Genomic DNA, 24,446 nt, shown 5'->3' on the forward strand with positions numbered 1-24,446 from the left:
CGGCGGCGGACGGAGGCCGGGACCAACGCCGGGAAACGGGTGTGATGGGAGGTGAGCAGGGCGCCGTTGAGTCAACTTGCTCGCCGGGCAAGGGCACGCAGCAGCGCGGCGCGTCCCTGGTCCGGTACCGTCCACAGCGTCTGCCCTCGAACCCCCCAGCGCCGCAACAAGGCGTTGGCCGCGAGGAATCCGCTTGTCGCCGCGCGTTCCATGAGTGCGACGGGCAGGTCGGTGCGGACCAGGTCACCGGCCAGCACGAGACCGGGCTCGGGGGTGTGCACGGTCGGTCGGTCGCGGTATCCGCCCGTCGGAAAGAGCGGGCAGTCCTGCCGCCATTCGTGGCGGACGTCGACGACGGCGGCCTCGCCCGTCTCCGGGTACACGCGGCGCAACTCTTCGATCAGTCGCTTCTGTTCCACGGTCCGGCAGGTGTCGGAGCGCACCGCATAGGCATGCAGTTCGACGACGGATCCGCCGGTGCGTGCCGCCCATCTGGCCGCCTCGTCCTCCCAGCGTTCCAGCACGCTGATGTTGTCCAGGCCGGCGTATCCGCTGGTGCCCAGGAATCCTGGACGGTGCCGGGCCACGGGCCGGTCCAGCCACAGGCGGGTCACCAGGAACTGCGGTGCGTTGCGCAGCCGTTGGATGCGTTCGCGCCACGGCGCGTCGCCCAGAGTGCCGGAGCGGGCGACGAGGGAGCGCAGGCCTGCGGTGTCCAGTGCGAGTACGACCGCATCGTGGCGCTGTTCCTCGCCCCCGGCGCTGAGCACGTAGTCGCCCTCCGCGGTGTGCGCGGCATGCTCGACGGTTGTGGAGGTCCGCACGTCCGCGCCGTGGCGCCGCAGGTAGGTGGCCAGCGGGTCCCACAGTGCGGCCGGGTAGGGCGCGCGTGGCACGTCGAACAGGAGACCTTCGGCGGACCCGAGGAAGTAGATGTGGAACATCAGTGCCATCTCGGCCGCCGACAGCTCCCGGGGGTCGGCGAAGAAGCTACGGGAGAAGACTTCGAAGGCCAGGTGGCGGGCCATTTCCGGGAAGCGCACTGCGTCGAGGAAGTCATGAGCGCTGATGTGGTCGAGACGCTCGTACACGTCGGGGACCCGTACGTCCAGCAGCGGAAGCGCAGCGACCGGGTTCATCGTCCGCAGGTCCCGAAGGCCGAAGGACGGGCTGAGGGCGACAAAGCCGAGCGCGCTCCACGGCGGCGTACGTGGGACGTGTCGGAAGCTGTCACGCAGCCCTGTGCTGTGCCACAGCGGATAGTCCGGCAGGCCGGTCAGGCGTTCCAGCCGGGGATCGGTGCGGCGCAGTAGGCCCCGGAGGTTGTAGTACTGGCGAAAGAAGGCGTGGAAGCCTCGGCTCATGGTCGCGGAGGAGCCGTCCTGCAGTTCGATCGGCCATCCGCCCGCACGCCCGCCCAGGTACGGTTCGTGTTCGTACAGCGTCACGCTCACTCCGCGTTCGGCCAGTGCCGTGGCGGCGGCCAGGCCGGCGATCCCACCTCCGACGACGGCGGTGGTGCGGCGAGCGCCATGGATCCGCGGGGCTCCTGGGGGTGCCGGGACGGTGCGTGCCCGGCGGTCCCGGCCGCGGCCGGCGCCGGTCATCGCTTGGCCTTCGTGGCGGTGGCACCGTGGCGGGCGACGAACGTGTGAGCGATGCCCGTTTGCCAGCCCGGCAGCGGCAGGGTCCTGACGTGGTCGAATCCCGCGCCGTGCAGGCGTTCGGCAAATCGGTCCGCTGTGTCGAAGTGAACGACGCTGCGCCAGAGGTGACGGTAGAGCTTGCCGTCACCGAGGACCGTGGCAGTGGGCTGAACGATCCCACGGCACACGAGGGTCCACACGGCGCGGTCCGTGCGACGGCCACTGAGGGTGTATTCGTGCACGCCGAGTCGTCCTTGCGGAGTCAGCAGGGTGCGCACCGTCTTGAGGACGGTGTCGGGATCGGACAGGTTGCGGAACAGATAGGCGGCGAAGACGGCGTCGTAGGGGCCCGTCACGCCTGCCGGGGTCAGGGCTTCGGCCGGGGCGTGCACGAAGGTCACACCGGCCGACCATGGCTTGGCGACGGCGCGTTCCAGCATGCCGGCCGAGGCGTCCACGGCCGTGATGTCCGCGGCCGGCAGCGCGGAGCGCAGCGCGGCGGTCGAGGCGCCTGTGCCGCAGCCGAGGTCCAGCACGCGCAGCCCTGCTCCCTGTCCGGGCAGACCCAGACGGCGTACGGAGCGGCGCAGATGCGCGTGGTATCCGGGGTTGGCGGCTACCAGCGTGTCGTAACGGCGAGCGGCGTGATCGAACGCGGCGGCGAGGGCTTCGTCGCGCAGAAGGTTCATGTGGTCTCCAAAAGCGGCGGGGCCAAGGGGAGGGCAGGACCCGTACGGCTCAGGGTCCGTCGAAAGGGCGCAGAGGCAGGCCGGGCAACTCCACCGCTGACCGCAGCATCGGCCGGACCGGTGTGCGACAGCCGATCGACAGGTCTTCGACCAGGCGCGTACGCCCGTCCAGGAAGCGCAGCAGGCGCTTCATCGGTACACGCTCGAACAGCCGTGAGAAGAGCTCGGGTCCGTCGACCCGGCCGCTGTCCAGGGCGCGGAGCAGCACGGCGTCCATGGCGCGTGAGCGAGCGGAGTGAGCGGGTGGCGGGAGTGGGTGACGGCCGCGGCGCAGGGCCGAGGCGACGTACCGCGTCTGGCGCTGCAGTCCGGCGAACGTGTAGCCGGTCGACGGCCGGGTCGCTCCGCCGGCGGCACCGATACGGAACACGCAATCGCCGACCTGTCTGGGCATGCGGCCGTCCGTCATCGGGATGACACCGGTCTCGGTGGCCACCACGTCGGTGTCGCCGAGCCGCAGGACGTCCTCGGCGTAGTGGCGTACGGCCGCCTCGTAGCCGCTGCGCGTCAGAGCGGTCGGGGAGAACTCCGTGTATTCCACCAGGGCCTCATGGTGGCTGGTGGGCAACACGTACCCGAAGGACAGGCCGTGGGCGGGCTGCGGGGTGCGGAAGTCCATCAGCTGCGCGGTGGTGCGGTCGAAAGCCGGTCGGGCCGTCCGGACGAACCAGCCGTGGAAGTGCTGCAGCAGAGTGGTACGGGCTGCCGGCAGGCTTTCCAGCGGGCGGGAGTCGAAGACCCAGCGGGCCCGCAGAACGTCCGTTTCGCCGTCGGCGGTCCGGAAGACGACCCTGGCTCCGCCCACGATCTCCTCGACCGTCTCGACGACCGCTTCCAGGCGTCGCACGTTGGGGCTGTGCTCCAGGTCCCGCGCGACGAGCTCCTCGAAATCGGCTGATCGGATCATCTTGTAGCGCAGGGGTGAGATGTCCGCCGTGACGGGCTGCCCGGACGGGGGATGCACGCGCAGGCATCGCCAGTCGGCTGCGACGGCGGCTTCGAAACGACTCCGCCCGCTTTCCCAGAAGCACCAGGTCCGGCGCGGCGGCCGCAGGGGCCCGGGCGGAGCGCCCACGAGGACCACCGACGGCGTGCACACCCCTGGCACGTGCCCCGACAGCCGGTGTGCCAGGGACAGCCCGGCCGCTCCCGCGCCGACGACCGCGACATCCGCCTCCTGCACCACGGCTCCTCCCTCTGGCGTCTTCGGGTCCGCACTGTGCCGATGTTCCCGCCTGCGAGCCCAATCGGATGCGGGCCACTCGAATGAGACAGGCGGCCGGAGCCGAATGCGGCGAACGAGGAGGGGAGGTCTAGCACTGTCCGTCGACCGCATTTCGGGTCCCTGCCCGCATCCGAGCACGGCTCCCGGGCGGAAGAGCACGTCAACGGAGCGATCTGCGATGACGACGAGAGGAACCGCGATGCGCCCCACACAGGGTCCAGATCATCATGCGGCCGCACCGCCGCCCGGCCCCCGACTGGTCGCCCTGCCACCATCGCCCGTTCGGGCGCGCCCCGACGGCGCACCTGCCGGTGCACCAAGTCACCGCAAGGAGGTGCGCCACTCTTCGTGGCCGGCCACGGCCCCGTGGCTCCGCGCCGTCGACCTCGATGTGAACGTGGCCGTCAGTCGCGTACTGGACGATGTGCTCGCCGACCGGCTCCACCGAGCCAGGGAGTTGGCGCCCGTCTTCGCCGACGACCTCGCACAGCGGGTCGCGCACTTCACCCAGAAGGGTGGCAAACGTCTCCGCTCCCAACTGGTCTGGCGCTCGCTGCGCGCCTGCGGGGGCCGCGACGATGAGTCGGCCACGGCGGCCCTGCGGGTGGGAGCCGCGCTCGAACTGCTGCAGACCTGTGCGCTCGTCCAGGACGATGTGATGGACGGCTCGCCACACCGCCGGGGCCGGCCCGCCCTGCACGCGGACATCCGTGTTCAGTACGCCCGCACCGCCCGGCCGGACCGCGTCGCACGGTTCGGAGATGCGGCGGCGGTGCTTGCCGGAGATCTGGCGCTCGCCTGGGCGGACGACCTCATGGGTGAGACCGCTCTCCCCGCCCGCACCGCGCATGGCGTACGGCGTCTGTGGAGCGATATGCGCACCGAGATGGTCGCGGGCCAGTACCTCGACATGCAGGCGCAGATCTCGGGGTCCGTGTCGCTGCCCCGGGCGCTGCGGTCCGCGTACCTCAAGAGCGCTCTGTACTCGGTGGAGCGGCCCCTCGCCCTGGGCGCGGCGCTGGCCGGGGCGGACGAGGCGACGGTGGGTGCACTGTGCTCGGCCGGCCGATGCATCGGCATGGCCTTCCAACTGCGTGACGACCTGAACGACCTGTTCGCCGATCCCGACCTGACCGGCAGGTCCGCGGGCGGCGACGTCCGCGAGGGGAAACCGACCTATGTGCTGGCTCTGGCCCGGGTCAGAGCCGAGGCGGCCGACGACCGTGCGGCCCTGACCGTGCTGGACAGGTCATTCGGCGATGGCGCCCTGACGCCGTCCGGTCTCGACGACGTAAGAGCGGTACTGGAACGCACGGGTGCGCGAGCCACGGTCCAGGCGAGGATCAGCCGGTTGGCGGCACAAGGACTCCGCCACTTCGACGGCGCCCCGCTCGACCGGGAAGGCGGAAGACACCTGCGTGAGCTGCTCGTCGTCGTGGGCGGGCAACAGGAGCCTCAGGGGGTTCCCTCGAAAGGATGCGAGCCGGAAGAGATGCCCGCGGCCTTGACCCGGTCCTCTGTTCAGGAGACGCGCGCATGACCCGAACCCTGCCCGGGCCCAGCGATCATGTCGTCGTCGTGGGGGCGGGACTGTCCGGTCTGTCGGCCGCCCTGCACCTCCAAGGCGCGGGCCGCCGCGTCACCGTCGTGGAACGCGATCCCCTGCCCGGTGGCCGCGCCGGACGCCTGAACCTCGCCGGCTACCACGTGGATACCGGCCCCACCGTGCTGACCATGCCCGACCTGGCGGACGAGGCGTTCGCGGCGGTCGGCGACAGTCTGTACGACCGCGTCGAGCTGATCCCCTTGCACCCCGCCTACCGAGCCCGCTTCGCGGACGGAAGCTCGCTCGACGTTCACACCGAGGCCGAGGTCATGGCCGCGGAGGTGGAGCGTTTCGCGGGCAAGGCCGAGGCCGTGGGTTACCGGCGGCTGCGGGCCTGGCTCGAGAAGCTTTACCGGGTACAGATGCGCAGGTTCATCGACGCCAACTTCGACTCCCCGCTCGGCCTGCTCGGCGCAGACCTGGCGCGTCTGGCGGCCCTGGGCGGGTTTCGTGGTCTGGATTCCCGGGTCGGCGGCTTCCTGCGGGACGAGCGGCTGCGGCGCGTCTTCACGTTTCAGTCCCTGTACGCGGGAGTGGCGCCGGCCCGGGCGCTGGCGGCGTACGCCGTCATCGCTTACATGGACACCGTCGCCGGCGTCTACTTCCCCCGGGGCGGCATGCACGCGCTGCCCCGGGCCATGGCGGACGCTGCCGCCGATGCGGGGGCCGACCTGCGGTTCGGCCAGCACGTGACACGCCTCGAACGATCCGGCGAGCGGATCACGGCCGTTGTCACCGATCAGGACCGGATCCCCTGCGACGCGGTCGTCCTCACCCCGGACCTGCCCGTCGCCTACAGTCTGCTGGGCCGCCGGCCGCGGCGCCCGCTGCGGCTGCGCCACTCCCCCTCCGCGGTCGTGCTGCACGCCGGCACCGACCGCACGTGGCCCCAACTGGCCCACCACACGATCTCGTTCGGGGCCGCTTGGCGCAGCACGTTCGGCGAACTGACCCGCACGGGTCGCCTGATGAGCGATCCTTCGCTGCTCATCACACGCCCCACCACCACTGACCCGGAACTCGCTCCGCCCGGCCGTCATCTGCACTACATCCTCGCGCCCTGCCCGAACACCGTTGTCGGGCCCGATGAGCGGGACTGGGCCGACCTCGCGCCGCGCTACCGGGCCCGGTTGTTGCGGGAGTTGGAGCGGCGCGGCCTTGACGGTATCGAGGCAGCCATCGAGGAGGAGCGCCTCGTCACGCCGGCCACCTGGCACTCCCAGGGGCACGCGGCCGGCACGCCGTTCTCCGCTGCCCACACCTTCACACAGACCGGCCCCTTCCGTCCGCGCAACCTGGTGCGCGGCACCGAGAACGCCGTCCTCGCCGGCTGCGGCACCACACCGGGCGTCGGCGTTCCGACCGTGCTGCTGTCGGGAAAGCTGGCCGCTGCTCGCATCACCGGGGCCCCCGGACCAAGCCGTGGGCGCACTCCCACGTCATCAGCCCGCATGAAGGAGAGCGCCGTATGACCGACCGCGAACTCGACGCGGCAGGCATCACCGACACGGCGCTGCGCGAGGCCTACCACCGCTGCCGGGCGCTCAACGCCCGGCACGGCAAGACCTACTTCTTGGCCACCCGCCTGCTGCCCGTCGAGCGCAGGTCCGCCGTACACGCCCTGTACGGCTTCGCACGCTGGGCGGACGACATCGTCGACTCGCTCGATCCGCACATCGGCACCGAGCAGCGGGGGGCAGCGCTTGCCGGGGTCCAGGAGAGTCTCGCCGACGGGCTGCGCAGCGGGCACAGCACCGAACCGGTTGTGCAAGCGCTCGCCGACACCGCACGCCGCTACGACATCCCCCACGAGCACTTCCGCGACTTCATGGCTGCCATGAACGCCGACCTGGTGGTCACGGACTACCCCACCTACTCCGACCTGTGCGACTACATGCACGGTTCCGCAGCTGTCATCGGGCTGCAGATGCTGCCGGTGCTCGGAACCGTGGTTCCCCGGGAGGAGGCGGCGCCCTACGCAGCCGCTCTGGGCGTGGCATTCCAGCTGAGCAACTTCCTGCGGGACGTGGGCGAGGACCTCGACCGCGGCCGCGTCTACCTGCCTGCCGACCTGCTCGACGCGCACGGTGTCGACCGCGCCCTGCTGCGCTGGAGTCGCGACACGGGCCGGCCCGAGGTCCGCATCACCGCCGCGTTGCGGGAGTTCGAGGCACTGACCAGAGGCGTCTACCGTGAGGCCGCTCCTGGTCTTGAGATGCTGGATCCGGTCTCCCGGCCTTGTATGCGCACCGCCTTCGTGCTGTACGGCGGCATCCTGGATGCCGTCGCCCGGATCGACTACGCCGTACTGCACCGCCGGGCCGTGGTTCCTCGGCGCCGCCGCGCCGCAGTGGCCGCGCGGGGGCTCGTACACGTGATCGCGGCGAGGTTGAGCGCCCGCGGTGACGCCTCGCGCCCGCTGGACGTGCAACCGGGTCCGCCCTCCACCGCCCCGGCGGCGACACCGCGCCGCAGTATCCACCAGGAGGCTCTGTGAGCCCTATCCGGCCGGAGAGGCGCAAACGTCTCCCGCTCTCCCTGCGCCGGCGTCCCGTGCGCTGGCAAGGACAGCGACCGACGTGGCGCGATGCCAAGCCCGCACTGATCGCCGGGGCTCTCAAGCAGGCCCAGGCTCGTCCGTCCGGCAACTGGTACGTCGTGGGGGCCTCGCGCAGTCTGCGCGGCGACCGCCCCCTGGCGCGAACGGTGGCAGGGCGGGAGGTGGTCGTCTGGCGAGCGTCCGACGGCCGCGCGGTGGCCGGCCCCGGCATCTGTCCGCATCTGGGTGCGCCGTTGCGGGACAGCCTCGTCGTCCGCGGGACGCTGGTGTGCCATTGGCACGGCTTGGCCCTGAACGGCACTTCCTCCGCCGGCTGGAACCCGCTGCCGGCGTACGACGACGGCGTGCTGGTCTGGGTACGGCTCGATGACACCGGCGGCGAGCCGCCGCTGGACGCGCCGGTCGTCCCCCGGCGCCCGGACCTCGCCCGCACCCTTTCGTCGGTCTACGTGGGTGAGGGGGTCTGTGAGCCGGAGGATGTGGTCGCCAACCGTCTGGATCCCTGGCACGGGGCGTGGTTCCACCCGTACTCGTTCGTCGACCTCACGGTGGTCGGCACACCGGAGAGCTCCGGGGGCGAGGCGGACGACAGCTTCGTGGTGGACGTCTCCTTCAAGGTGGCGGGCCGGCTGGTCGTTCCAGTGCGGGCCGTGTTCACCGCCCCCGAACCGCGCACGGTCGTCATGCACATCACCGGGGGCGAGGGCCAAGGCTCCGTCGTGGAGACCCATGCCACCCCGCTCGGTCCGGACGAGCGGGGCCGACCGCACACGGCGGTCATCGAAGCCGTGGTCGCCGCCTCCGATCGCCCGGGTTTCGCCGCGGCATGCCGGGTCGCCCCCGTCCTGCGCCCGCTCGTGCGGGCCGCCGCGGGGCGTCTGTGGCGCGACGATCTGGCGTATGCCGAACGCCGCTGGCTGCTTCGCTCGGCAGGACGCTTCCCGGGCTGACCGCCGGGCTGCACGAGGCGTGCACGCTCTCGTGTGGGCGCCTCCCCGGTCTCGTTCACCGGAGCCCAAAAAAAAACGGACGGCGATGTCGAGAACCGGTATCCGGCTCCGTCCCAGCGGTGAACGTGACCAGAATGGGCCGCCTAACAACTTACGGAGTAACCCGATGGCCAAGTACTTGCTGCTCAAGCACTACCGCGGCGCCCCGGCCCCGCTCAACAACGTGCCCATGGACCAGTGGACGCCTCAGGAGATCTCGGCGCACGTGCAGTACATGCAGGGCCTCGCGGCCCGGCTCGAGGGGACCGGAGAGTTCGTCGACGGTCTGGGGCTCGCCCCCGAGGGGACGTGGGTCCGGTACGACGGCGAGGGGCGCCCGCCGGTCACCGACGGCCCGTTCGCCGAGACCAAGGACCTCATCGCCGGCTGGATGGTGATCGACGTCGACAGCTACGAGCGCGCCGTCGAACTGGCCGGGGAGCTGTCGGCCGCCCCCGGGGCGGGCGGAAAGCCGATCCACGAGTGGATCGAGGTGCGCCAGTTCCTGGCCGCGCCACCCACCATCACGGAATGACCTCATCGATGAACGAGGCCCTGCTCCGGAGCCTCACGCCGAGCGTGCTCGGGATCCTCGTCCGCCGCGGAGCCGACTTCGCGGCGGCCGAGGACGCTGTGCAGGACGCGCTGGTCGAGGCGGTCCGCGTCTGGCCGGCCGACCCACCGCGGGATGCGAAGGGCTGGCTGGTCACCGTGGCCTGGCGCCGGTTCCTCGACGCGACCCGGGCGGACGCCGCCCGCCGCCGACGTGAGGACCGCATCGACGAGGAGCCGACGCCCGGCCCCGCACCCGCGGTGGACGACACGCTCCAGCTCTACTTCCTGTGCGCCCATCCGTCCCTGACGCCGTCGTCCGCGGTCGCGCTCACGCTGCGCGCCGTCGGCGGGCTGACCACCCGCCAGATCGCCCAGGCCTATCTGGTGCCCGAGGCGACCATGGCGCAGCGCATCAGCCGGGCCAAGCGCACCGTCTCCGGCGTGCGGTTCGACCAGCCCGGCGACGTCGCGACCGTGCTGCGCGTCCTCTACCTGGTCTTCAACGAGGGCTACTCCGGCGACGTCGACCTCGCCGCCGAGGCCATCCGGATCACCCGGCAGCTCGCGGCCGCCATCGACCACCCCGAGGTGGCGGGACTGCTCGCCCTCATGCTGCTCCACCACGCCCGGCGCGCCGCCCGGACCGCGCCCGACGGCAGCCTGGTGCCGCTCGCCGAGCAGGACCGCGGGCGGTGGGACACCGAGTCGATCACCGAGGGCGTCGAGATCCTCCAGGCCGCCCTCGCCCGCGACCGGCTGGGCGAATACCAGGCCCAGGCCGCCATCGCGGCACTCCACGCCGACGCGCCCACCGCCGAGGAGACCGACTGGGTGCAGATCGTCGAGTGGTACGACGAGCTCGCGCGCCTGACCCGCAGCCCGGTCGTCCGGCTCAACCGCGCGGTGGCCGTCGGCGAGGCCGACGGACCGCGCGCCGGCCTGGCGGCGCTCGCGGCGCTGGACGACTCACTGCCCCGCCACGCGGCGGTGGCCGCCTACCTCCACGAGCGCGACGGCGACCTGACGACGGCGGCACGGCTGTACGCCGAGGCAGCCCGAAAGGCACCCAACCTCGCCGAACGCGACCACCTGACACGCCAGGCCGCCCGGCTCAACGCCCGCCGGTGCCGCTGACGGGTCGCGCCGGTGGCAGGCTCCACGAGGGAGACGAAGCGGTACGGCGATCGACCCGGAAGTCGAAGCGGCATGCCGGCCGAACAGTCCGGTGAGGCCCTGCGCAACTCATGAAAGCGCTGAAGACCGCCACGCGGTGCGGCGGTCTTCCCAGGGCCGGAGCCATTCAGCGCATGGTGAGCATGCCTTCGCGCAGGCGGGCGAGGGTGCGCGACAGGAGCCGGGAGACGTGCATCTGCGACACGCCCAGGTGTTCGCCGATCTGGGCCTGGGTGAGTTCCTCCACGAACCGCATGTGGATGATCTGCCGGTCGCGCTCGTCGAGTTCGGCGATCAGCGGGGCCAGTGCGTGGAAGTCCTCCACCAGTTCCAGGGCCGCGTCCTCCCTGCCGATGAAGTCCTGCAGGACGCTTTCGCCATCCTCGCTGGAGCTGATCGCCGCGTCCAGGGAAGAGGAGTTGTAGCCGTTGGCGGCCAGGCGAGCCTCCCGCACCTCTTCCTCCGGCAGGCTCATCAGCTCCGACAGTTCCTTGACCGTCGGGGTGCGGCCCAGACGGCTGCGGAGCTCCTCCGTGGCGCGGGCCAGCTGGACGCGGGCCTCCTGCAGCCGGCGCGGGACGTGTACGGCCCAGGTGGTGTCGCGGAAGAAACGCTTGATCTCGCCGACGATGTAAGGGATGGCGAAGGAGGTGAACTCCGCTTCCCGGGAGAGATCGAACCGGTCGATCGCCTTGATCAGGCCGATCATGCCGACCTGGACGATGTCCTCCATCTCCTCGGGACCGCGGCTGCGGAACCGGCCGGCCGCGAAGCGGACGAGGGACATGTTCATCTCGATCAGCGTGTTGCGGGCGTAGCTGTACTCGAGCGTGCCTTCCTCCAGCACCGCCAGCTGGTCGAAGAACAGCCGGGACAGCTCACGCGCGTCCTTGGGTGCCACCTGAGAGGGATCGGCGACCTCCGGCAGCTCGTGCGTCTGAGTGCCCGCTACCGCCGTGTTCGTAAAACCCATGCTGTTCCCCTCCCGAAATCGAGCCAACCGCGCTGCCGGTCCTTGAGCGGCCGACGACGCTGCGCCTACCCCCTCATCCTGCACCCATGCCGGCCCTGTGCACGAATCGGGTCATGGTCCTTGCCGACGGTGGGTGGACTTGACGTGTCCGCTGGTCAAGGGACTGGCGGTGCTGCGAGAACGTCCGACGCCGATCGGTAGCGCGCGGATCGCCTGAACGACCGGCACACCACAGGTTCGCACCCCGCGGAGGGCGAGACCGCCCGCGCGGCTCCCGTGCGGCTCCCGGGCGGCTCCCGCACGGTCGGCGCCGAAGCCGCATACCGGAACGAGAGCGCACTCCCAGCCGATCGTTCGGTTGTTCAGACGTGTGCTCTGTGCAGCCTGAATTCGGCTATGACCTGTTTGCCCCTGCCGAGGGGAACAGCGTGGAACCGGTCGCACAGCCGGGCGACGAGATGCAGACCGTGTCCGCCGATGCGGTGCGCGGTGTGGGTGACAGGTTGGGGCAGGCGGGGCGAGCTGTCACGGACGGTGATGCGCAGGGAGTGGGCCCCAGGTGCCAGTTCCAGCAAGAGCCCTCCGGGGCCGGGTGCGTGGCGCAGTGCGTTGGTGACGAGTTCACTGACGACGATCTGAGCGTCCAGGCTGGCGGTATGACCAGGCTGGTGTCCTGCCCGGTCCAGCAGAGTGCGGACCGCGCGCCGGGCGTCGGCAAGGGATGTGCCTTCGGCACCCCAGACGGCGCAGTAGCGCTGGGACGCTGTCTGATGGTGCTCATCCGTCGCCTGCTTCCTAAGCGGGATGACCATGGTTTTTCCTGTGAAGTTGGTGGTGCCGATTGCTGATCGTTATGCTCGGGCTTCTTCCACCTACCCGCTGCCGCCGCATGTATGGGATGACGGTCCTCACCCCATTTCGGCTCAGCCGGGATTCATGATCGTTGGTAGGCGGCCTGGCGTTGCCGATGCCGGGCATGTTTACAGTGAGGGTGAGGTACCTGGACCCGCGGGCACAGGCGCGCGGTCACTCGTACGCGGACGTTTCGCTCGAGGCGTGGGACGTCGCGTGGAGTGCCGATGAGGAGGCCTGTCGGTGACCGAGCACGCTCAAACTCCCGTTCCGCCACCAGCCGCCGAAGGTTCCCGGCAAGCGATCCTGCAGGCCGGCAGCCTCGCCTGCCACAGCGTCCCCCTGCTCAGCCCGAAGGGCACCGTGGTCGGCATGATCTCCTCCCACCACGAACGGCCCCTGCTCGACCTCGCGCACGCCCAGCTGGCCGCACTGCACAACCTGGGCCATCAGGTAGGCCGGTGGCTGCTGTGTTACCGCAACACGGTCGTCCTCGACGCCCTCAACCACCTGCACACCACCGCCACCAGCCGCCACTGACGGCGACACTCGGCCGTCCGCCCGCAGCGCCCAGTCTGATGAAAGGCTGAACAGCACAGTGTCGGAAGGTTGGCAAGGGGCACTCAGCCGTTGAGGGCTCGCTTGGGAACGCAGGCGGGAGCCGCCGGCCCATCGGCAGGCGACTGTGTGTCCGCTCGACCCGAGCGGTCTGCCGGACGCACCCCTTACCCCCCTCTCGCCCATCCGTAGGACGCGCCCCTTGTCCCCCCTCTCTCGCCAGCCGCAGCGCCCGAGGCTCGGAATCCGACGCGTTGCTGTCGGCAGGCGTTGAACCGGGCAGGGGCCTGGCGCCATGGGTCAGGCTCGGACGGCGGTATCGCTGTCCGGGTAGAGGGGGAAGAGCTGGTCGAGGCCGACAATGCGCAGGATGCGCAGAGTGTTGGCGGGAACTGCTGCGAGGGCGACGTCCGCGTGCGCGACCTGGGCGTGGTTGCGGGCGGCGATCAGGGCGGTGATGCCGCTGGAGTCGCAGAATTCCATGCCCGCCAGGTCGAGGACGAGGCGCTGGCCTGGTTGGAGGGTGAGGGTGGTGAGCAGCTCACGCAGGTCGGTGGCGCTGACGTAGTCGAGTTGGCCGATGATCTCCAGAACGGGACCGGTCGCGGCGTCTCGGGTCGTGATCTTCAGCGGGCTCATCGTGTGTTCTTCGTCTGAGGGTCGGGGGCGGGAACGCCGAGGGCGAGCAGGGCGGTGTCGTCGTCGAGGCCGTCACCGAAGCCGTCCAGCAGGCTGGTCAGGGCTTGGATGACGGCATGTGCGGGCTTGCCGGCGTGGTCGGCGGCGAAGGCGAGCAAGGCCTCGTCCCCGTACAGGGTGGTGCGGTCTGTGCCCGTGCGGGCTTCTGTGAGGCCGTCGGTATAGAGCAGGAGGGTGTCGCCGGGCGCGAGCACAGTGGTGGCGGCGGCGAACGGCGCGCTGGGCAGGATGCCGACGAGGAGGCCGCCGGGGGTGGGCAGGAAGTCGGCCCTGCCGTCGGCACGCAGGATCAGCACCGGCGGATGGCCGCCCGAGGCGAGGTGGACGGCGACCTGGCCCGTCGTGGGGTCGGGTTCGAGTGTGCCGAATATGGCGGTGCAGTAGCGGGGGTCGCCGCTGCCGGCGTAACGCTCGTGGAGCACCTGGTTGAGAGTCGACAGGGCGGAGACGGGGTCGGACCCGTGCAGAGCGGCGGCGCGCAGGGTGTAGCGGGTCAGTGAGGTGACCGCCGCCGCCTGGGGGCCCTTGCCGCACACGTCGCCGAGGAAGAAGGCGAAGCGTTTGCCGTCGACGGGGAAGACGTCGTAGAAGTCGCCGCCGAGCCGGTCGGGCGAGGCGGTGTGGTAGTAGGCGGCCGTCTCCACCCCGGGTACCGAGGGCAGGGTGTCAGGTAGCAGTGACTGCTGGAGAACGGCGAGGGCGTCCTGCAGCCGGGCGCGGTCGGCCTCCGCCTGTCTGCGCGCTTCTTCGGCCGCCTTCCGGCCGCGCAGGAGCTCCTCCTCGTAGGCGCGGCGGTCCCGGGCGTCGAAGACGGTGGTGCGAATCATCAGCGGCTCGCCGGTACTGCCGTGCTTGACCACGGAGGAGACCAGCACCGGTATCCGGGCACCGTCGGCCTGTTTGATCTCCAGGGCTATCCCGCTGATTTTGCCCTGCAGCCGCAGCAGCGGCGCGAAGTGCGTCTCGTGGTACAGCTTGCCGCCCACGGTCAGCAGGTCGGTGAACCGCATCCGGCCCACCACAGCTTCCCGCTCCAGGTGGAGCCAGTCCAGCAGGGTGGTGTTGATCTTTGCGACGGTGCCGTCCATCAGCGTGGACAGATATCCGCACGGCGCGTTCTCGTACAGCTCCTCGGCACTGTCCTCCAGCAGAGCGGCGAACGCCGCATCCGATGCCTTCTCGTCGCCTGCGTCCTGGGGGTCGGGCTGCTGGCCGGCGCGGCTCATCACCGCAGGCCTGCCAGGAAGCCGAGGAGTGCTTCGTTGGTCGCTTCGGGTGCGGACAGGTGCGGGCAGTGCCCGGTCGCGTCGAGGGTGACCAGCTTCGAGCCGGGGATGGCCTGATGGACGAAGGCGCCGACCTCCCGGGGGGCGATGACGTCCTGGGCGCATTCGAGCACCAGCGTCGGCACCCCCACCGTTTTCAGGTCGTCCCTCGAGTCCGAAAGGAAGGTGGTCCGGGCGAAGACCCGCGCCATGTCCGGGTCGGTGGCGCAGAAACTGTTCTTCAGCTCCTCACCGAGCTCCGGCCGCTCCGCGCTCCCCATGATCACCGGCGCCATGGCCGCCGACCAGCCCAGATAGTTCGACTCCAGCGACGCCAGCAGCTCGTCGATGTCCTGCGCGCTGAATCCGCCCCGGTAGCCGTCGGCGTCGATGTACCGCGGAGACGGAGCGACCATCACCAGCGCCCCGATACGCTCCGCGGTCATGTCGGCGGCCAGCACCCCGATCATGGCGCTGACCGAGTGCCCCACGAACACCGCATCGCGCAGGTCGAGCGCCTCACACACTTCCACCGCGTCGCGGGCATAACCCTCCAGAGAGGCATAACGCTCCTCCGAGAACGCGGACGGATCCGAGCGGCCCGAACCCACGTAGTCGAACAGCACCACCCTGTAGTCCTCGACCAGCGCAGGCACCGTCAGCCGCCACATGTTCTGATCGCAGCCGAACCCATGAGCCAGCACCACCGTCCGCCCCTTCGGGTTACCGGTGACAGTGACGTTGTTCCTGCGACCAATATCCATACCGCCAGTCTCTCAAGCCCTGCCGACCATTCCCGCGCCACCCCGGTTCACCACACACAAACCCCACATCCACTGCTCGGCACCCGCTGCGGCACCGTTCCGTCACGGCGGGCCGGCTCGGGGCGTCGGATGAGTGCGAGACGTTTCGCCTCGATCAAGATCGAGTGGATGGACCCTCCTGGCGTCCCCATGCTGCCCGACAAGGCGCGCCACGCTCTGACCCGGCGCAGAGTCCGCGGCGTGCTGGACCCGTCGTTCTGCCGTGTGCCCGCCGGTTCTCCCGGAGGTGCTCACCGGCTACGGCTCCTGGTGCGGCGCCCGGCCGGAGACCCGCCCCGAAAGTTCGTCCCCGTAGGGCTGAACCTCGCGGCGGACGCTCCCTCAGGCGTGCCGACTGCGCCGACGATCATGTCGAGTACGGCGCCCGAGCCGCGCATCCGAACCCGGCGATGCCTGCCGGTACCGCCCATGTCGGACTTCAGTGGCCTTGGTTTCTCGCCTGACCGGTCCCCCGGCTCCGGATAGCACCCCGGGTTTCTGCCCGGTGACCGCCGCAGGCGACCGACGTGCCTCACAGGTGACCCCACGGCGCTCTGGCGAACGTCGTGGGGTCTCGGTTTCGTCGGCCGCTCCGCGCCGGGCCGGTCGGTCAGCGAGTCACCAGACAGGCCGCCGCGCTCGTCGCACTGGCGCAGGCGAACAGGACGCACGCGTAGACGGCGTGCCGTTGCAGCAAAGTGCGACGCAGGGCGGCGTAGCGGGCCTCGTATTCGCCGCGCAGGCGCTTGGCCCGGTCGGCCGTGGCCTGGAGCGCCTGTCGCGTCAGACCGAGGCGCAGCTCCATGTAGTGGTGGGTGAGATCCTCGGTCTGACCGGTGGTGAGCCAGGGCAGGCGGGCGCAGAGGGCAGCGGCCTCGCGCTGTGCCTGCTCCCGCTCGGCTTGCAGGAGGAGGTAGCCCTCGACCTGGTTGGCGAGCGCGTCCCCCTGCCGGTTCACCGGGGCACCTCCACCAGGACGGTTCGGCGACGTCACGGCCGGTCTCTTTTGTGTCCCGACGGTTCGACCACGTCGCGATTGCCGAGGTTGGCCCGGTGTTCCATTTCGGCGACCTCCGGGTGGTGCAGATCGAAGGCCGGCGATTCGGAGCGGATCTGGGGCATGGTCACGAAGTTGTGCCGCGGCGGCGGGCAGGAGGTCGCCCACTCGAGCGAACGGCCGTAGCCCCACGGGTCGTCCACGCCGACCGGCTTGCCGTACCGGGCCGTCTTCCACACGTTGTAGAGGAACGGCAGCATCGACAGCCCGAGCAGGAAGGAGCTGATCGTCGAGATCGTGTTCAGCGTGGTGAAGCCGTCGGCGGCCAGGTAGTCCGCGTAACGGCGCGGCATGCCCTCGGCACCCAGCCAGTGCTGGACCAGGAAGGTGCCGTGGAAGCCGACGAACAGCGTCCAGAAGGTGATCTTGCCGAGGCGCTCGTCCAGCATCTTGCCGGTCATCTTCGGCCACCAGAAGTGGAAGCCCGCGAACATCGCGAAGACGACCGTACCGAAGACCACGTAGTGGAAGTGGGCCACCACGAAGTACGAGTCGGAGACGTGGAAGTCCATCGGGGGCGAGGCCAGGATGACACCGGTCAGACCACCGAAGAGGAACGTGACGAGAAAGCCCGCCGCCCAGAGCATCGGTGTCTCGAAGGACAACGAGCCCTTCCACATGGTGCCGATCCAGTTGAAGAACTTCACACCGGTCGGGACGGCGATCAGGAAGGTCATGAACGAGAAGAACGGCAGCAGCACAGCCCCGGTGACGAACATGTGGTGCGCCCACACCGTCACGGACAGACCGGCGATCGCGATGGTCGCCGCGACCAGGCCCATGTAGCCGAAGATCGGCTTACGGGAGAAGACCGGGATGACCTCGGTGACGATGCCGAAGAACGGCAGGGCGATGATGTACACCTCTGGGTGGCCGAAGAACCAGAAGAGGTGCTGCCACAGAATCGGGCCGCCGTTGGCCGCGTCATACACATGCGCACCGAACTTGCGGTCCGCCTCCAGGGCGAACAGGGCGGCCGCCAGGATCGGGAAGGCCAGCAGGACCAGGACGGCGGTCAGCAGCACGTTCCACACGAAGATCGGCATGCGGAACATGGTCATGCCCGGGGCACGCATGCAGATGATCGTGGTGATGAAGTTGACGGCGCCGAGGATGGTGCCGAAGCCGGAGAAGGCCAGGCCCATGATCCACAGGTCGGAGCCGATGCCCGGGCTGCGGACCGCGTCCGACAGCGGGGTGTAGGCGAACCAGCCGAAGTCGGCCGCGCCCTGCGGGGTGAGGAAGCCACCGACGGCGATGGTCGAGCCGAACAGGTAGAGCCAGTAGGCGAACATGTTCAGCCGCGGGAAGGCCACGTCCGGCGCGCCGATCTGCAGCGGCATGATCCAGTTCGTGAAGCCGGCGAACAGCGGCGTCGCGAACATCAGCAGCATGATCGTGCCGTGCATCGTGAACGCCTGGTTGTACTGCTCGTTCGACATGATCTGCAGACCCGGACGGGCCAGCTCGGCGCGAATGAGCAGCGCCATCACGCCACCGATCAGGAAGAACGCGAAGGACGTGCTCAAATACAGGGTGCCGATGGTCTTGTGGTCGGTGGTCGTCAGCCACTTCACCACGACATTGCCAGGCTGCTTGCGCCTGAGGGGCAGCTCGTTTTCATACGAGTCCTCAGCTGCCGCAGCACCCTGGGGTTCGTTGAGGATACTCACAAGTCGCTTCTCTCCCGATGCTCGCCGCTCTCAGACGTCAGTCACCGGCCATCGTTGCGGTACGGACGCGGAGCTGACCTCCAGAACGAGCGACTCGCGGCCAATCGCGTGACGGAGTCACACCAACGGAGCAATCGGGGTCGCCTTCGGGCTCTGGTGGGAGCCTTGTTCGGCCACTGTCTTCGTCGAAACCTCCCGAACGCCGGAAACCGCTTCGAGTGGGACCAGGGCCGGATCCTCTGGCGAGGGGGAAGGGCCCGCCCCAGGCGGGCGAGTGGCAGGGACTCCGGCCGGCGGCTGGGCCGGCACCGCTGGACCATCGAACGCAGCATGGCCCGGCTCGCCGGATGCCGACGCCTCCACCGGCGCTACGAACGCGAGCCGGCCGCTTTCTGGCCTTCAGGTTTTCGACGAGCTCCTTCAGGCTTTCGAGATGAGCTGTAAGCACCCCGGGTGCCGGGTGACGATTCGCGGCATCCCCGAACACCTCTGGGTAGCTGAAGCGCAGGCACCAAGGCCGTGAAGCCCCCGGCTTCGCGCGGGCCGCCCTCGCCCCAGCAGATGCCCGGACTGGATGATTCATGAGCCTGTCCGAGTGCCTTTCGCACGTCTCGCGACCGGGAGAGGCGAGGCGGGGGGTATGTCGTTTCGCGCAAGATGACCTCGGGATCCGTGAGGAGATCAGCGATGCACGCAGCAGTTCGGCGGTACGAAGGGGTGACCGATCCTGCTGAGGCGGGACGCCGAGTGAACGAGGGATTCCTGCCCCTCCTCCGCCAGGTCCCCGGATTCGTGGCCTACTACTGGGTTGACGCCGGGGATGGGGTGATGTTCTCCACCAGCGTCTTCGAAGACCAGGCCGGGGCCGAAGAGTCGGTCAAGACGGCGGCGGACTTCGTACGGGACAACCTCGCGTCACTGCTCCCCAACCCTCCCCAGGTCATGGCCGGCCAGGTCGTGGCTTCTGGGTGACGCCCTGCGGAGCGGCGCCGGACCCCGATGTACCCGGTACTACGTCGCCGGTCCTCGCTGCGGAACAGAAGAGCCGGCTGCGGGGCCTGGACGAGTAACTCCTCCTGCCGCGGAGCAATGCTCAGAACCTGTGGATCGGCTCGGTGAGGGCGCACCCTCCCGAGCGATCGATTCGAAGGTCACTGAGTAGGCCGGCGTTGGCGCGTCGGCTGGGAGGGCACGATGACGTTCAAGCTGATCGAGTCCGCCCAGGAACGCTGGCGCGCGGTCAATGCGCCGCACCTGGTCGCCCTCGTGCGAGCCGGAGCCCGCTTCAAGCGCGGCGTCCTCGTCGAACGGGAGGACGCCAGCGCGGCCTGAGCCGCGTCCCGATCGCGGGATTCGACGGCCGCACGTTCGTGCCCGGCTTCACACCGAGGGTGTACTTCGTCCGAGCAGCCTGCTGAGCTCGTGGGCCAGGGTGACCGAGGCGTCGATCTCGACCTTGCGGATGGACACGCTCTCCACGAGGAAGCCGAACGGCATGCCGAGCTTGCGGCAGAAGGCGATCAGGTCCCGGGCGTTCGCCAAGCAGTGCTGGTATGACTCGGCCAGGGTGTCGTCCGCATGGCGCAGGGAGTTCTCCAGCCAGCGCGGGACGTCGACGCCGAGCCATTGGAGGAACGCCAGCGTCTTCACCGAGCCGCACACCGAGAGCGTGAACAGGACGGGCCTCGGTTCGAGGTCCCGCTCGCGGCAGGCGTAGTAGTAGTCGGAGACCATGCTTTTCGCCGCGTCGGCGCTGTAGATGACCTGCGAGATGAAGTACGCGCATCCGGCCACCTGCTTGGCGACGAGCCGCAGATGCTCCTCGGGGCGTTCGGTTATGGCCACGCCACCGAGCAGCAGGTCTGGGCGGACATCGCGGCGCAGGTCCTGCGCCTCGGACAGGCCGGTCCGCACCGCCTTCCCCTTCGAGGACGCGCCGACGAAGACGCCGAGCAGCCGGTCGGCGTCGGCCGTCCGCAGCCAGGTCCGCAGCTCCGTCTGGGAGTACTTGCCGACGCACCGGTAGACGACCACCGGGCGGTTCCACTTGCCGAGATAGTCCGCGTGGTACACGGCAGGGTCGATGGTCGGCAGGTACGGAAACGGCCGCTGCGCCGGATTACGGTCGCTCTCATCGTCGATGTCGTACAGCGCCAGACCGTCGACATCGAGGGACTCCAACCGTGCCAGGGTGGCTGCGGTGATCTCCCGGATCCGCTCGGGAGTGTTGCTCAGGCGGGGCGGCGTGATGCCGAACAACAGGACACCGCTGTCGGCATCGGCCACCCGGCTTCGTAGATCTGTGCCGCCGCTCTGGTTCGCCATGACGCGGAAGTTAGCAGCTCATCCGCCAAACAGCAGGCGAACACCACCCTGTGAGACCGGACTCGGTTCTGAACCAACTGACGTCCGGCCGCGCGGACCAGATCCACAGGATTTGACAATTGCTCCCTGCCTCGTCCGCCCGAGCCTGTAGTCCGGTCAGCAGCACGCTCCAGGTGCCCTCACGTTGCCTGCAGGAGCGGCGTCGGAATATGGGCCGTGGCAGACCATCTGTGGACTCTTCCCCCGCTTAGCCGTACCGCCCGTGCGGGGCAAGCGCGGCCGGCCCCGGCGCCGCCCGCATGTGGTGCTGGGCGACCGCGGCTACGACCACGACAAGTACCGTCGTCTGGTCTGGGACCTCGGCGTGAAGCCGCTGATCGCCCGCCGCGGCACCGAGCACGGCTCCGGCCTGGGCACCCAACGCTGGGTCGTGGAGCGTGCTTTCGCCCATCTGCACTGGTTCCGCCGACTGCGGATCCGCTGGGAGATCCGCGACGACATCCACGAAGCCTTCCTCCTTCTGGGATGCGCACTGATCTGCTGGAGAAGACTCCGCACTGCGATGGGCCTTTGAGACAGCGCTGCGGGAGGTCAGGGCCCATCGGCCCCCTCCGCCAGATCCTTGATCGCGTTGAGGCGGTGTTCCCACTGGGTGGCGAGGGCGTCCATCCACCGCGTCGTCCGCCTCAGTGGTTGCAGGTCGGCTTCGTAGCGGACCTCGCGTCCGACCCGGTGGGCGCGTACCAGTCCTGCGCGGTCGAGGACGGCCAGGTGTTTGGCCACCGCTTGGCGGGTGATGGGGAGGCTTGCCGCCAGGGAGGTCGAGGTCGCGCCGCCTTCGCGGGCAAGGACGGCCAGGACCTCTCGGCGGATCGGTTCAGCCAGGGCCACCCCTCGCTGGTGCGGGTCATGCCGTGGTCTGTTCGCAGTCCGCGCGCAGTTGGTCGAGCTTGCCAGGCCAGTTCTGACCGTGGGCGCGGTGCCGGCCGATGACCTCCTCTGTGGGCAGCCCGAGGTGCGCAAAGCCGCTTTCGACCATGGTGAGCCGGGTGCCTCCTGTGGAGTCGTCTTCGGCCAGGGTGAACTCGACCAGAGTGGCGTTCGAGTCGTCCGGTTCCTCGCCTGCGGCGCCTTGAGACCACCGCCAGGACAGGAGGCGCGGAGGCTCGACTGTCTGGATACGGGCGGGAATGACGCCGTGGATGCCGTGGTCGAAGACCAAGAGGCCGCCGGGGCGCAGGTCGATCTTGACCGGCTCTGCATTGCCGAACCAGCGGCCGAGGAAAGCGGGCTCGCTCAGCACGGACCAGACCCGTTCCCTGGAGGCATTGATCAGGATGACGCGTTCGATCGTGTTGGGGATCACTGCAACCTCATCTCATCCGGAGGCGCATGCGCAACCAATCGGTTGCGCATGGGGTGAGTGGCCGCACGGGTCCCGCCAAGCTTCGAGCACCCGCCACGTACTCATTCCGTTAGGAGTTCTTAGGCGTCCTTGCCGGCTTTGAGTTTCTGCCACACCGTGCTGAGCGCCTGCAGGTCGTCCTCGTCGAGGACGTCCGTGAAGACGGGGGCGAGGCACTCGCGGCGGGTGGCGTCGGCCGCCTCGAAGAGCTGGTGACCCTCGGGGGTCAGCGAGACCTCGACGGAGCGAGCGTCGCGGGACGAGGGGGTGCGGCTGACGAGACCGCGGCTCTGGAGGGCGTCGATCACGCGCGAGACCTGGCTGCGGCTGAGCATGGTGCTGTTGCCCAGGACCGAGGCCGGGACGGGGTCGGGGCTGGAGGCAAGCCAGAGCAGGACCTCGAACCAGGACACCGGAAGGTCATGGGCCTTGCTCAGGGCGCGGTCCACTCGGTCCGTGAGGACGGTTCCGGCCCAGACCAGCCCGTAGAAGGCATGGTCGGCCACGGGCATCTCCGCCGGTGGGAGCTTCTTCTTCGGCATGTCTCCAGCTTAGCGGTTGCGTGTACACGCACGTAAATGCCTTATGGTGTGTGTACACGCACTTAAAGCGCCGACATCCCGTGCCCGAAAGGCCCCCCATGTCTTCCCAGTCCCCCAAGGTCGTCCTGATCACCGGCACCTCCTCCGGCATCGGCCTCGCCGCCGCCGTCTCCGCCGCACGCGCCGGCTGGAAGACGGTCGCCACGCTTCGCGACCCCAGTCGCTCCGACGCCCTACGCAAGGCCGCCGCCGAGGCGGGCGTGGAGCTCGACATCCGCCGGCTCGACGTCACCGACGAGGCCTCGATCGCGTCCGCGATCGACGGTGTGCTCGCCGACTACGGACACCTCGACGCCGTCGTCAACAACGCGGGCGCCGGACACCTCGGCACCCTGGAGAACGAGTCCGTGGCCGAGGTCCGCAAGGTCATGGAGGTCAACTTCTTCGGCGTGCTCAACGTCTCGAAGGCGGTCATGCCCCACCTGCGCGCCTCCGGCGGCCGTCTGATCACCGTCACCAGCGTCGGCGGCGTGGTCGGACAGCCTTTCAACGAGGCCTATTGCGCTGCCAAGTTCGCCGTCGAGGGATACATGGAGAGCATGGCCCCCGTGGCCGCGGCCCACGGCGTGTCCGTCTCCGTCATCGAGCCCGGCGCAGTGGCCACCGAGTTCGTCGCCAACGTCGGCGTCGACCTGGAAAAGGCGGTCGCCGATGCCGGGGTGTACGCGCCCCAGTTGAACGCCTACCTGAATCGCACGGTCGCGCAGTTCCTCGACGGCGCGCAGACCGCCGAGGGCGCCGCCGAGTCGGTGATCGAGGCGATGACCGCTGACCGGCCCGCCTTCCGCCTCCAGACCTCCGACTGGGCTCGCGGCTTCGTGGGCGCCAAACTCACGGACCTGGACGGTTCCGCGGTCCTCGGCATCACCAACGGCTGGGTCGCCTGACCTTCACCGTCCGGCGAAGGGGCGGCGCCCTCAGGCGCCGCCCCCTCCGGACGCGCCCGCTCCAAGTACCGGGGGCGGGGGCCGGTCGGATCGCCAGGCCCCCTGGGGCCAATGCCACGCTCCCGCCGAAGCGCTTCTTTGCGTCCAGCTCCAGTCGTCGTGAGACGGCTTCGCCGAAGCCATGAGCGCAAGCGCACGGACAGGTGAGCCGGGCAGGATCATCCTGCCCGGCTCACCGCTGCACCGCCTATGAGCTTCAGCTCAGCGGATCAGTAGCGGTGCTCGCCACGGTGGTAGTAGTGACGGTGCCAGCCACCGCCGTTGCGCCACCCGTGCCCGTCACGCCAGTGGTCGCCGTGACCCCAGCGGTCGCCGTCATGACGATGGCCGCCGTGGCGCCAGTAGTCACCATCGCGCCAGCCGTTGTCGTCGTGACGACGGCCGCCCGCCCGCCAGTCGTCACCATCACGCCAGCCGTTGTCGTCACGACGGTGGTCGCCGTCCCAGAAGCGGTCGCCCGGCCCCTGGGAGTCGTGCTGCACGCCGCCGAAGAAGACCGCCTGGTGCGGGCGGCCCGGGTGGTGGTCGGCTGCTGCGGCCGGCAGCGCCGCCGCGCCCACCAGGGCAGTGGCCACGCCGACAGCGGCGGCCAAGCGACGGACAGAAGCAAGAACGGACACGAAGTCCCCCTTCACAAGGGTGCGTGCCTCCCAGCCGGCCGCGGCACGAAGTACCGCCAACCAGCGGGGTGCGTTGTGTGGGTGGCGGCCGGTCGGCCGCGCATCCACACCTTGCAACCCGCAACCCGATCTCGATGAGGGACTCGCGAAGGACATTACTGATT

Annotated in this window: 24 protein-coding genes and 2 pseudogenes; 11 read left to right on the forward strand and 15 right to left on the reverse strand. The window is 69.7% G+C overall.

Going from position 1 to position 24,446, the window contains the following annotated elements; all coding sequences use genetic code 11:
- Window positions 1-71 precede the first annotated feature (71 nt).
- Genes ACFZDC_RS00350 through ACFZDC_RS00360 form a run of 3 tightly spaced genes read right to left on the reverse strand, consistent with a single transcriptional unit; the run spans window position 72 to window position 3,578 of the window.
- Window positions 72-1,607 (reverse strand): FAD-dependent oxidoreductase, encoded by a 1,536-nt coding sequence (locus ACFZDC_RS00350; protein ID WP_391319141.1) that lies wholly within the window; start codon window positions 1,605-1,607, stop codon window positions 72-74.
- The gene (locus ACFZDC_RS00355) at window positions 1,604-2,335 is read right to left on the reverse strand and encodes a class I SAM-dependent methyltransferase (protein WP_391319142.1); all 732 of its coding nucleotides are present in this window, start codon (window positions 2,333-2,335) and stop codon (window positions 1,604-1,606) included. The genes ACFZDC_RS00350 and ACFZDC_RS00355 overlap by 4 nt, the downstream gene beginning before the upstream one ends.
- Before the next feature lie 49 nt (window positions 2,336-2,384).
- Window positions 2,385-3,578 carry a lycopene cyclase family protein gene (locus ACFZDC_RS00360; protein WP_391319692.1) on the reverse strand — a complete coding sequence of 398 codons (1,194 nt, stop codon included), beginning with the start codon at window positions 3,576-3,578 and terminating at the stop codon, window positions 2,385-2,387.
- Between the two features lie 376 nt (window positions 3,579-3,954).
- On the opposite strand from ACFZDC_RS00360, the gene ACFZDC_RS00365 reads away from it, so the two are divergent.
- From ACFZDC_RS00365 to ACFZDC_RS00390, 6 genes are all read left to right on the forward strand, one after another.
- The gene (locus ACFZDC_RS00365) at window positions 3,955-5,160 is read left to right on the forward strand and encodes a polyprenyl synthetase family protein (protein ID WP_391319143.1); all 1,206 of its coding nucleotides are present in this window, start codon (window positions 3,955-3,957) and stop codon (window positions 5,158-5,160) included.
- Window positions 5,157-6,698 (forward strand): phytoene desaturase family protein, encoded by a 1,542-nt coding sequence (crtI, locus tag ACFZDC_RS00370; protein ID WP_391319144.1) that lies wholly within the window; start codon window positions 5,157-5,159, stop codon window positions 6,696-6,698. Before ACFZDC_RS00365 ends, crtI begins: the two co-directional genes overlap by 4 nt.
- Entirely contained in the window at window positions 6,695-7,723 is a 1,029-nt protein-coding gene (locus ACFZDC_RS00375) for a squalene/phytoene synthase family protein (RefSeq protein WP_391319145.1), read from the forward strand. Before crtI ends, ACFZDC_RS00375 begins: the two co-directional genes overlap by 4 nt.
- Window positions 7,720-8,736, forward strand: coding sequence for a DUF5914 domain-containing protein (locus ACFZDC_RS00380; RefSeq protein WP_391319146.1), 1,017 nt, complete (start codon window positions 7,720-7,722; stop codon window positions 8,734-8,736). Before ACFZDC_RS00375 ends, ACFZDC_RS00380 begins: the two co-directional genes overlap by 4 nt.
- Window positions 8,737-8,902: 166 nt before the next feature.
- Window positions 8,903-9,310 carry a YciI family protein gene (locus ACFZDC_RS00385; RefSeq protein WP_391319147.1) on the forward strand — a complete coding sequence of 136 codons (408 nt, stop codon included), beginning with the start codon at window positions 8,903-8,905 and terminating at the stop codon, window positions 9,308-9,310.
- A gap of 8 nt (window positions 9,311-9,318) precedes the next feature.
- Entirely contained in the window at window positions 9,319-10,464 is a 1,146-nt protein-coding gene (locus tag ACFZDC_RS00390) for a DUF6596 domain-containing protein (protein WP_391319693.1), read from the forward strand.
- 166 nt (window positions 10,465-10,630) lie between these two features.
- On the opposite strand, the gene ACFZDC_RS00395 is transcribed toward ACFZDC_RS00390, so the two are convergent.
- A complete protein-coding gene (locus ACFZDC_RS00395) occupies window positions 10,631-11,476 on the reverse strand; it encodes a SigB/SigF/SigG family RNA polymerase sigma factor (protein WP_391319148.1) in 846 nt (281 codons plus the stop codon).
- 362 nt (window positions 11,477-11,838) lie between these two features.
- A complete protein-coding gene (locus ACFZDC_RS00400) occupies window positions 11,839-12,288 on the reverse strand; it encodes an ATP-binding protein (protein ID WP_391319149.1) in 450 nt (149 codons plus the stop codon).
- Between the two features lie 283 nt (window positions 12,289-12,571).
- On the opposite strand from ACFZDC_RS00400, the gene ACFZDC_RS00405 reads away from it, so the two are divergent.
- On the forward strand, window positions 12,572-12,868 hold the full coding sequence (locus tag ACFZDC_RS00405; protein WP_391319150.1) for a hypothetical protein: 297 nt from the start codon (window positions 12,572-12,574) through the stop codon (window positions 12,866-12,868).
- Between the two features lie 318 nt (window positions 12,869-13,186).
- Here the strand turns inward: ACFZDC_RS00405 and ACFZDC_RS00410 are convergent, their stop codons facing one another.
- From ACFZDC_RS00410 to ctaD, 5 genes are all read right to left on the reverse strand, one after another.
- Window positions 13,187-13,525 (reverse strand): anti-sigma factor antagonist, encoded by a 339-nt coding sequence (locus ACFZDC_RS00410; RefSeq protein WP_391319151.1) that lies wholly within the window; start codon window positions 13,523-13,525, stop codon window positions 13,187-13,189.
- A complete protein-coding gene (locus tag ACFZDC_RS00415) occupies window positions 13,522-14,811 on the reverse strand; it encodes a SpoIIE family protein phosphatase (protein ID WP_391319152.1) in 1,290 nt (429 codons plus the stop codon). Before ACFZDC_RS00415 ends, ACFZDC_RS00410 begins: the two co-directional genes overlap by 4 nt.
- Window positions 14,811-15,614: an alpha/beta fold hydrolase gene (locus ACFZDC_RS00420; RefSeq protein WP_391319153.1), complete on the reverse strand. Its 804-nt coding sequence runs from the start codon at window positions 15,612-15,614 to the stop codon at window positions 14,811-14,813. The genes ACFZDC_RS00415 and ACFZDC_RS00420 overlap by 1 nt, the downstream gene beginning before the upstream one ends.
- Before the next feature lie 649 nt (window positions 15,615-16,263).
- Complete coding sequence (locus ACFZDC_RS00425) at window positions 16,264-16,611, reverse strand: hypothetical protein (RefSeq protein WP_391319154.1); 348 nt, start codon at window positions 16,609-16,611, stop codon at window positions 16,264-16,266.
- A 32-nt stretch (window positions 16,612-16,643) separates the two neighbouring features.
- The gene (gene ctaD / locus ACFZDC_RS00430) at window positions 16,644-18,383 is read right to left on the reverse strand and encodes a cytochrome c oxidase subunit I (protein WP_391319155.1); all 1,740 of its coding nucleotides are present in this window, start codon (window positions 18,381-18,383) and stop codon (window positions 16,644-16,646) included.
- A 687-nt stretch (window positions 18,384-19,070) separates the two neighbouring features.
- Between ctaD and ACFZDC_RS00435 the strand changes: the two genes are divergently transcribed.
- Window positions 19,071-19,355, forward strand: a complete 285-nt coding sequence (locus ACFZDC_RS00435) for a hypothetical protein (RefSeq protein WP_391319156.1) — start codon at window positions 19,071-19,073, stop codon at window positions 19,353-19,355.
- A gap of 222 nt (window positions 19,356-19,577) precedes the next feature.
- A pseudogene (locus ACFZDC_RS00440) lies at window positions 19,578-19,715 on the forward strand (IS256 family transposase); the annotation flags it as partial.
- 48 nt (window positions 19,716-19,763) lie between these two features.
- Here the strand turns inward: ACFZDC_RS00440 and ACFZDC_RS00445 are convergent.
- On the reverse strand, window positions 19,764-20,708 hold the full coding sequence (locus ACFZDC_RS00445) for a methylenetetrahydrofolate reductase (protein WP_391319157.1): 945 nt from the start codon (window positions 20,706-20,708) through the stop codon (window positions 19,764-19,766).
- Window positions 20,709-20,958: 250 nt separating this feature from the next.
- Between ACFZDC_RS00445 and ACFZDC_RS00450 the strand changes: the two are divergent.
- Window positions 20,959-21,282, forward strand: a pseudogene (locus ACFZDC_RS00450) (transposase); the annotation flags it as partial.
- Between the two features lie 17 nt (window positions 21,283-21,299).
- On the opposite strand, the gene ACFZDC_RS00455 reads toward ACFZDC_RS00450, so the two are convergent.
- From ACFZDC_RS00455 to ACFZDC_RS00465, 3 genes are all read right to left on the reverse strand, one after another.
- Entirely contained in the window at window positions 21,300-21,599 is a 300-nt protein-coding gene (locus tag ACFZDC_RS00455; protein WP_391319158.1) for a metalloregulator ArsR/SmtB family transcription factor, read from the reverse strand.
- 16 nt (window positions 21,600-21,615) lie between these two features.
- Window positions 21,616-22,074 carry an SRPBCC domain-containing protein gene (locus ACFZDC_RS00460; RefSeq protein WP_391319159.1) on the reverse strand — a complete coding sequence of 153 codons (459 nt, stop codon included), beginning with the start codon at window positions 22,072-22,074 and terminating at the stop codon, window positions 21,616-21,618.
- A 119-nt stretch (window positions 22,075-22,193) separates the two neighbouring features.
- Entirely contained in the window at window positions 22,194-22,655 is a 462-nt protein-coding gene (locus tag ACFZDC_RS00465; protein ID WP_391319160.1) for a MarR family transcriptional regulator, read from the reverse strand.
- Window positions 22,656-22,735: 80 nt separating this feature from the next.
- Between ACFZDC_RS00465 and ACFZDC_RS00470 the strand changes: the two genes are divergently transcribed.
- Window positions 22,736-23,602 (forward strand): SDR family NAD(P)-dependent oxidoreductase, encoded by an 867-nt coding sequence (locus ACFZDC_RS00470; protein WP_391319161.1) that lies wholly within the window; start codon window positions 22,736-22,738, stop codon window positions 23,600-23,602.
- A 269-nt stretch (window positions 23,603-23,871) separates the two neighbouring features.
- On the opposite strand, the gene ACFZDC_RS00475 is transcribed toward ACFZDC_RS00470, so the two are convergent.
- Window positions 23,872-24,237: a hypothetical protein gene (locus ACFZDC_RS00475; RefSeq protein WP_391319162.1), complete on the reverse strand. Its 366-nt coding sequence runs from the start codon at window positions 24,235-24,237 to the stop codon at window positions 23,872-23,874.
- Window positions 24,238-24,446: the final 209 nt, after the last annotated feature.

The sequence above is a fragment of the Streptomyces sp. NPDC007905 genome, assembly GCF_042959345.1.
In the GTDB taxonomy this organism is placed as follows: domain Bacteria; phylum Actinomycetota; class Actinomycetes; order Streptomycetales; family Streptomycetaceae; genus Streptomyces.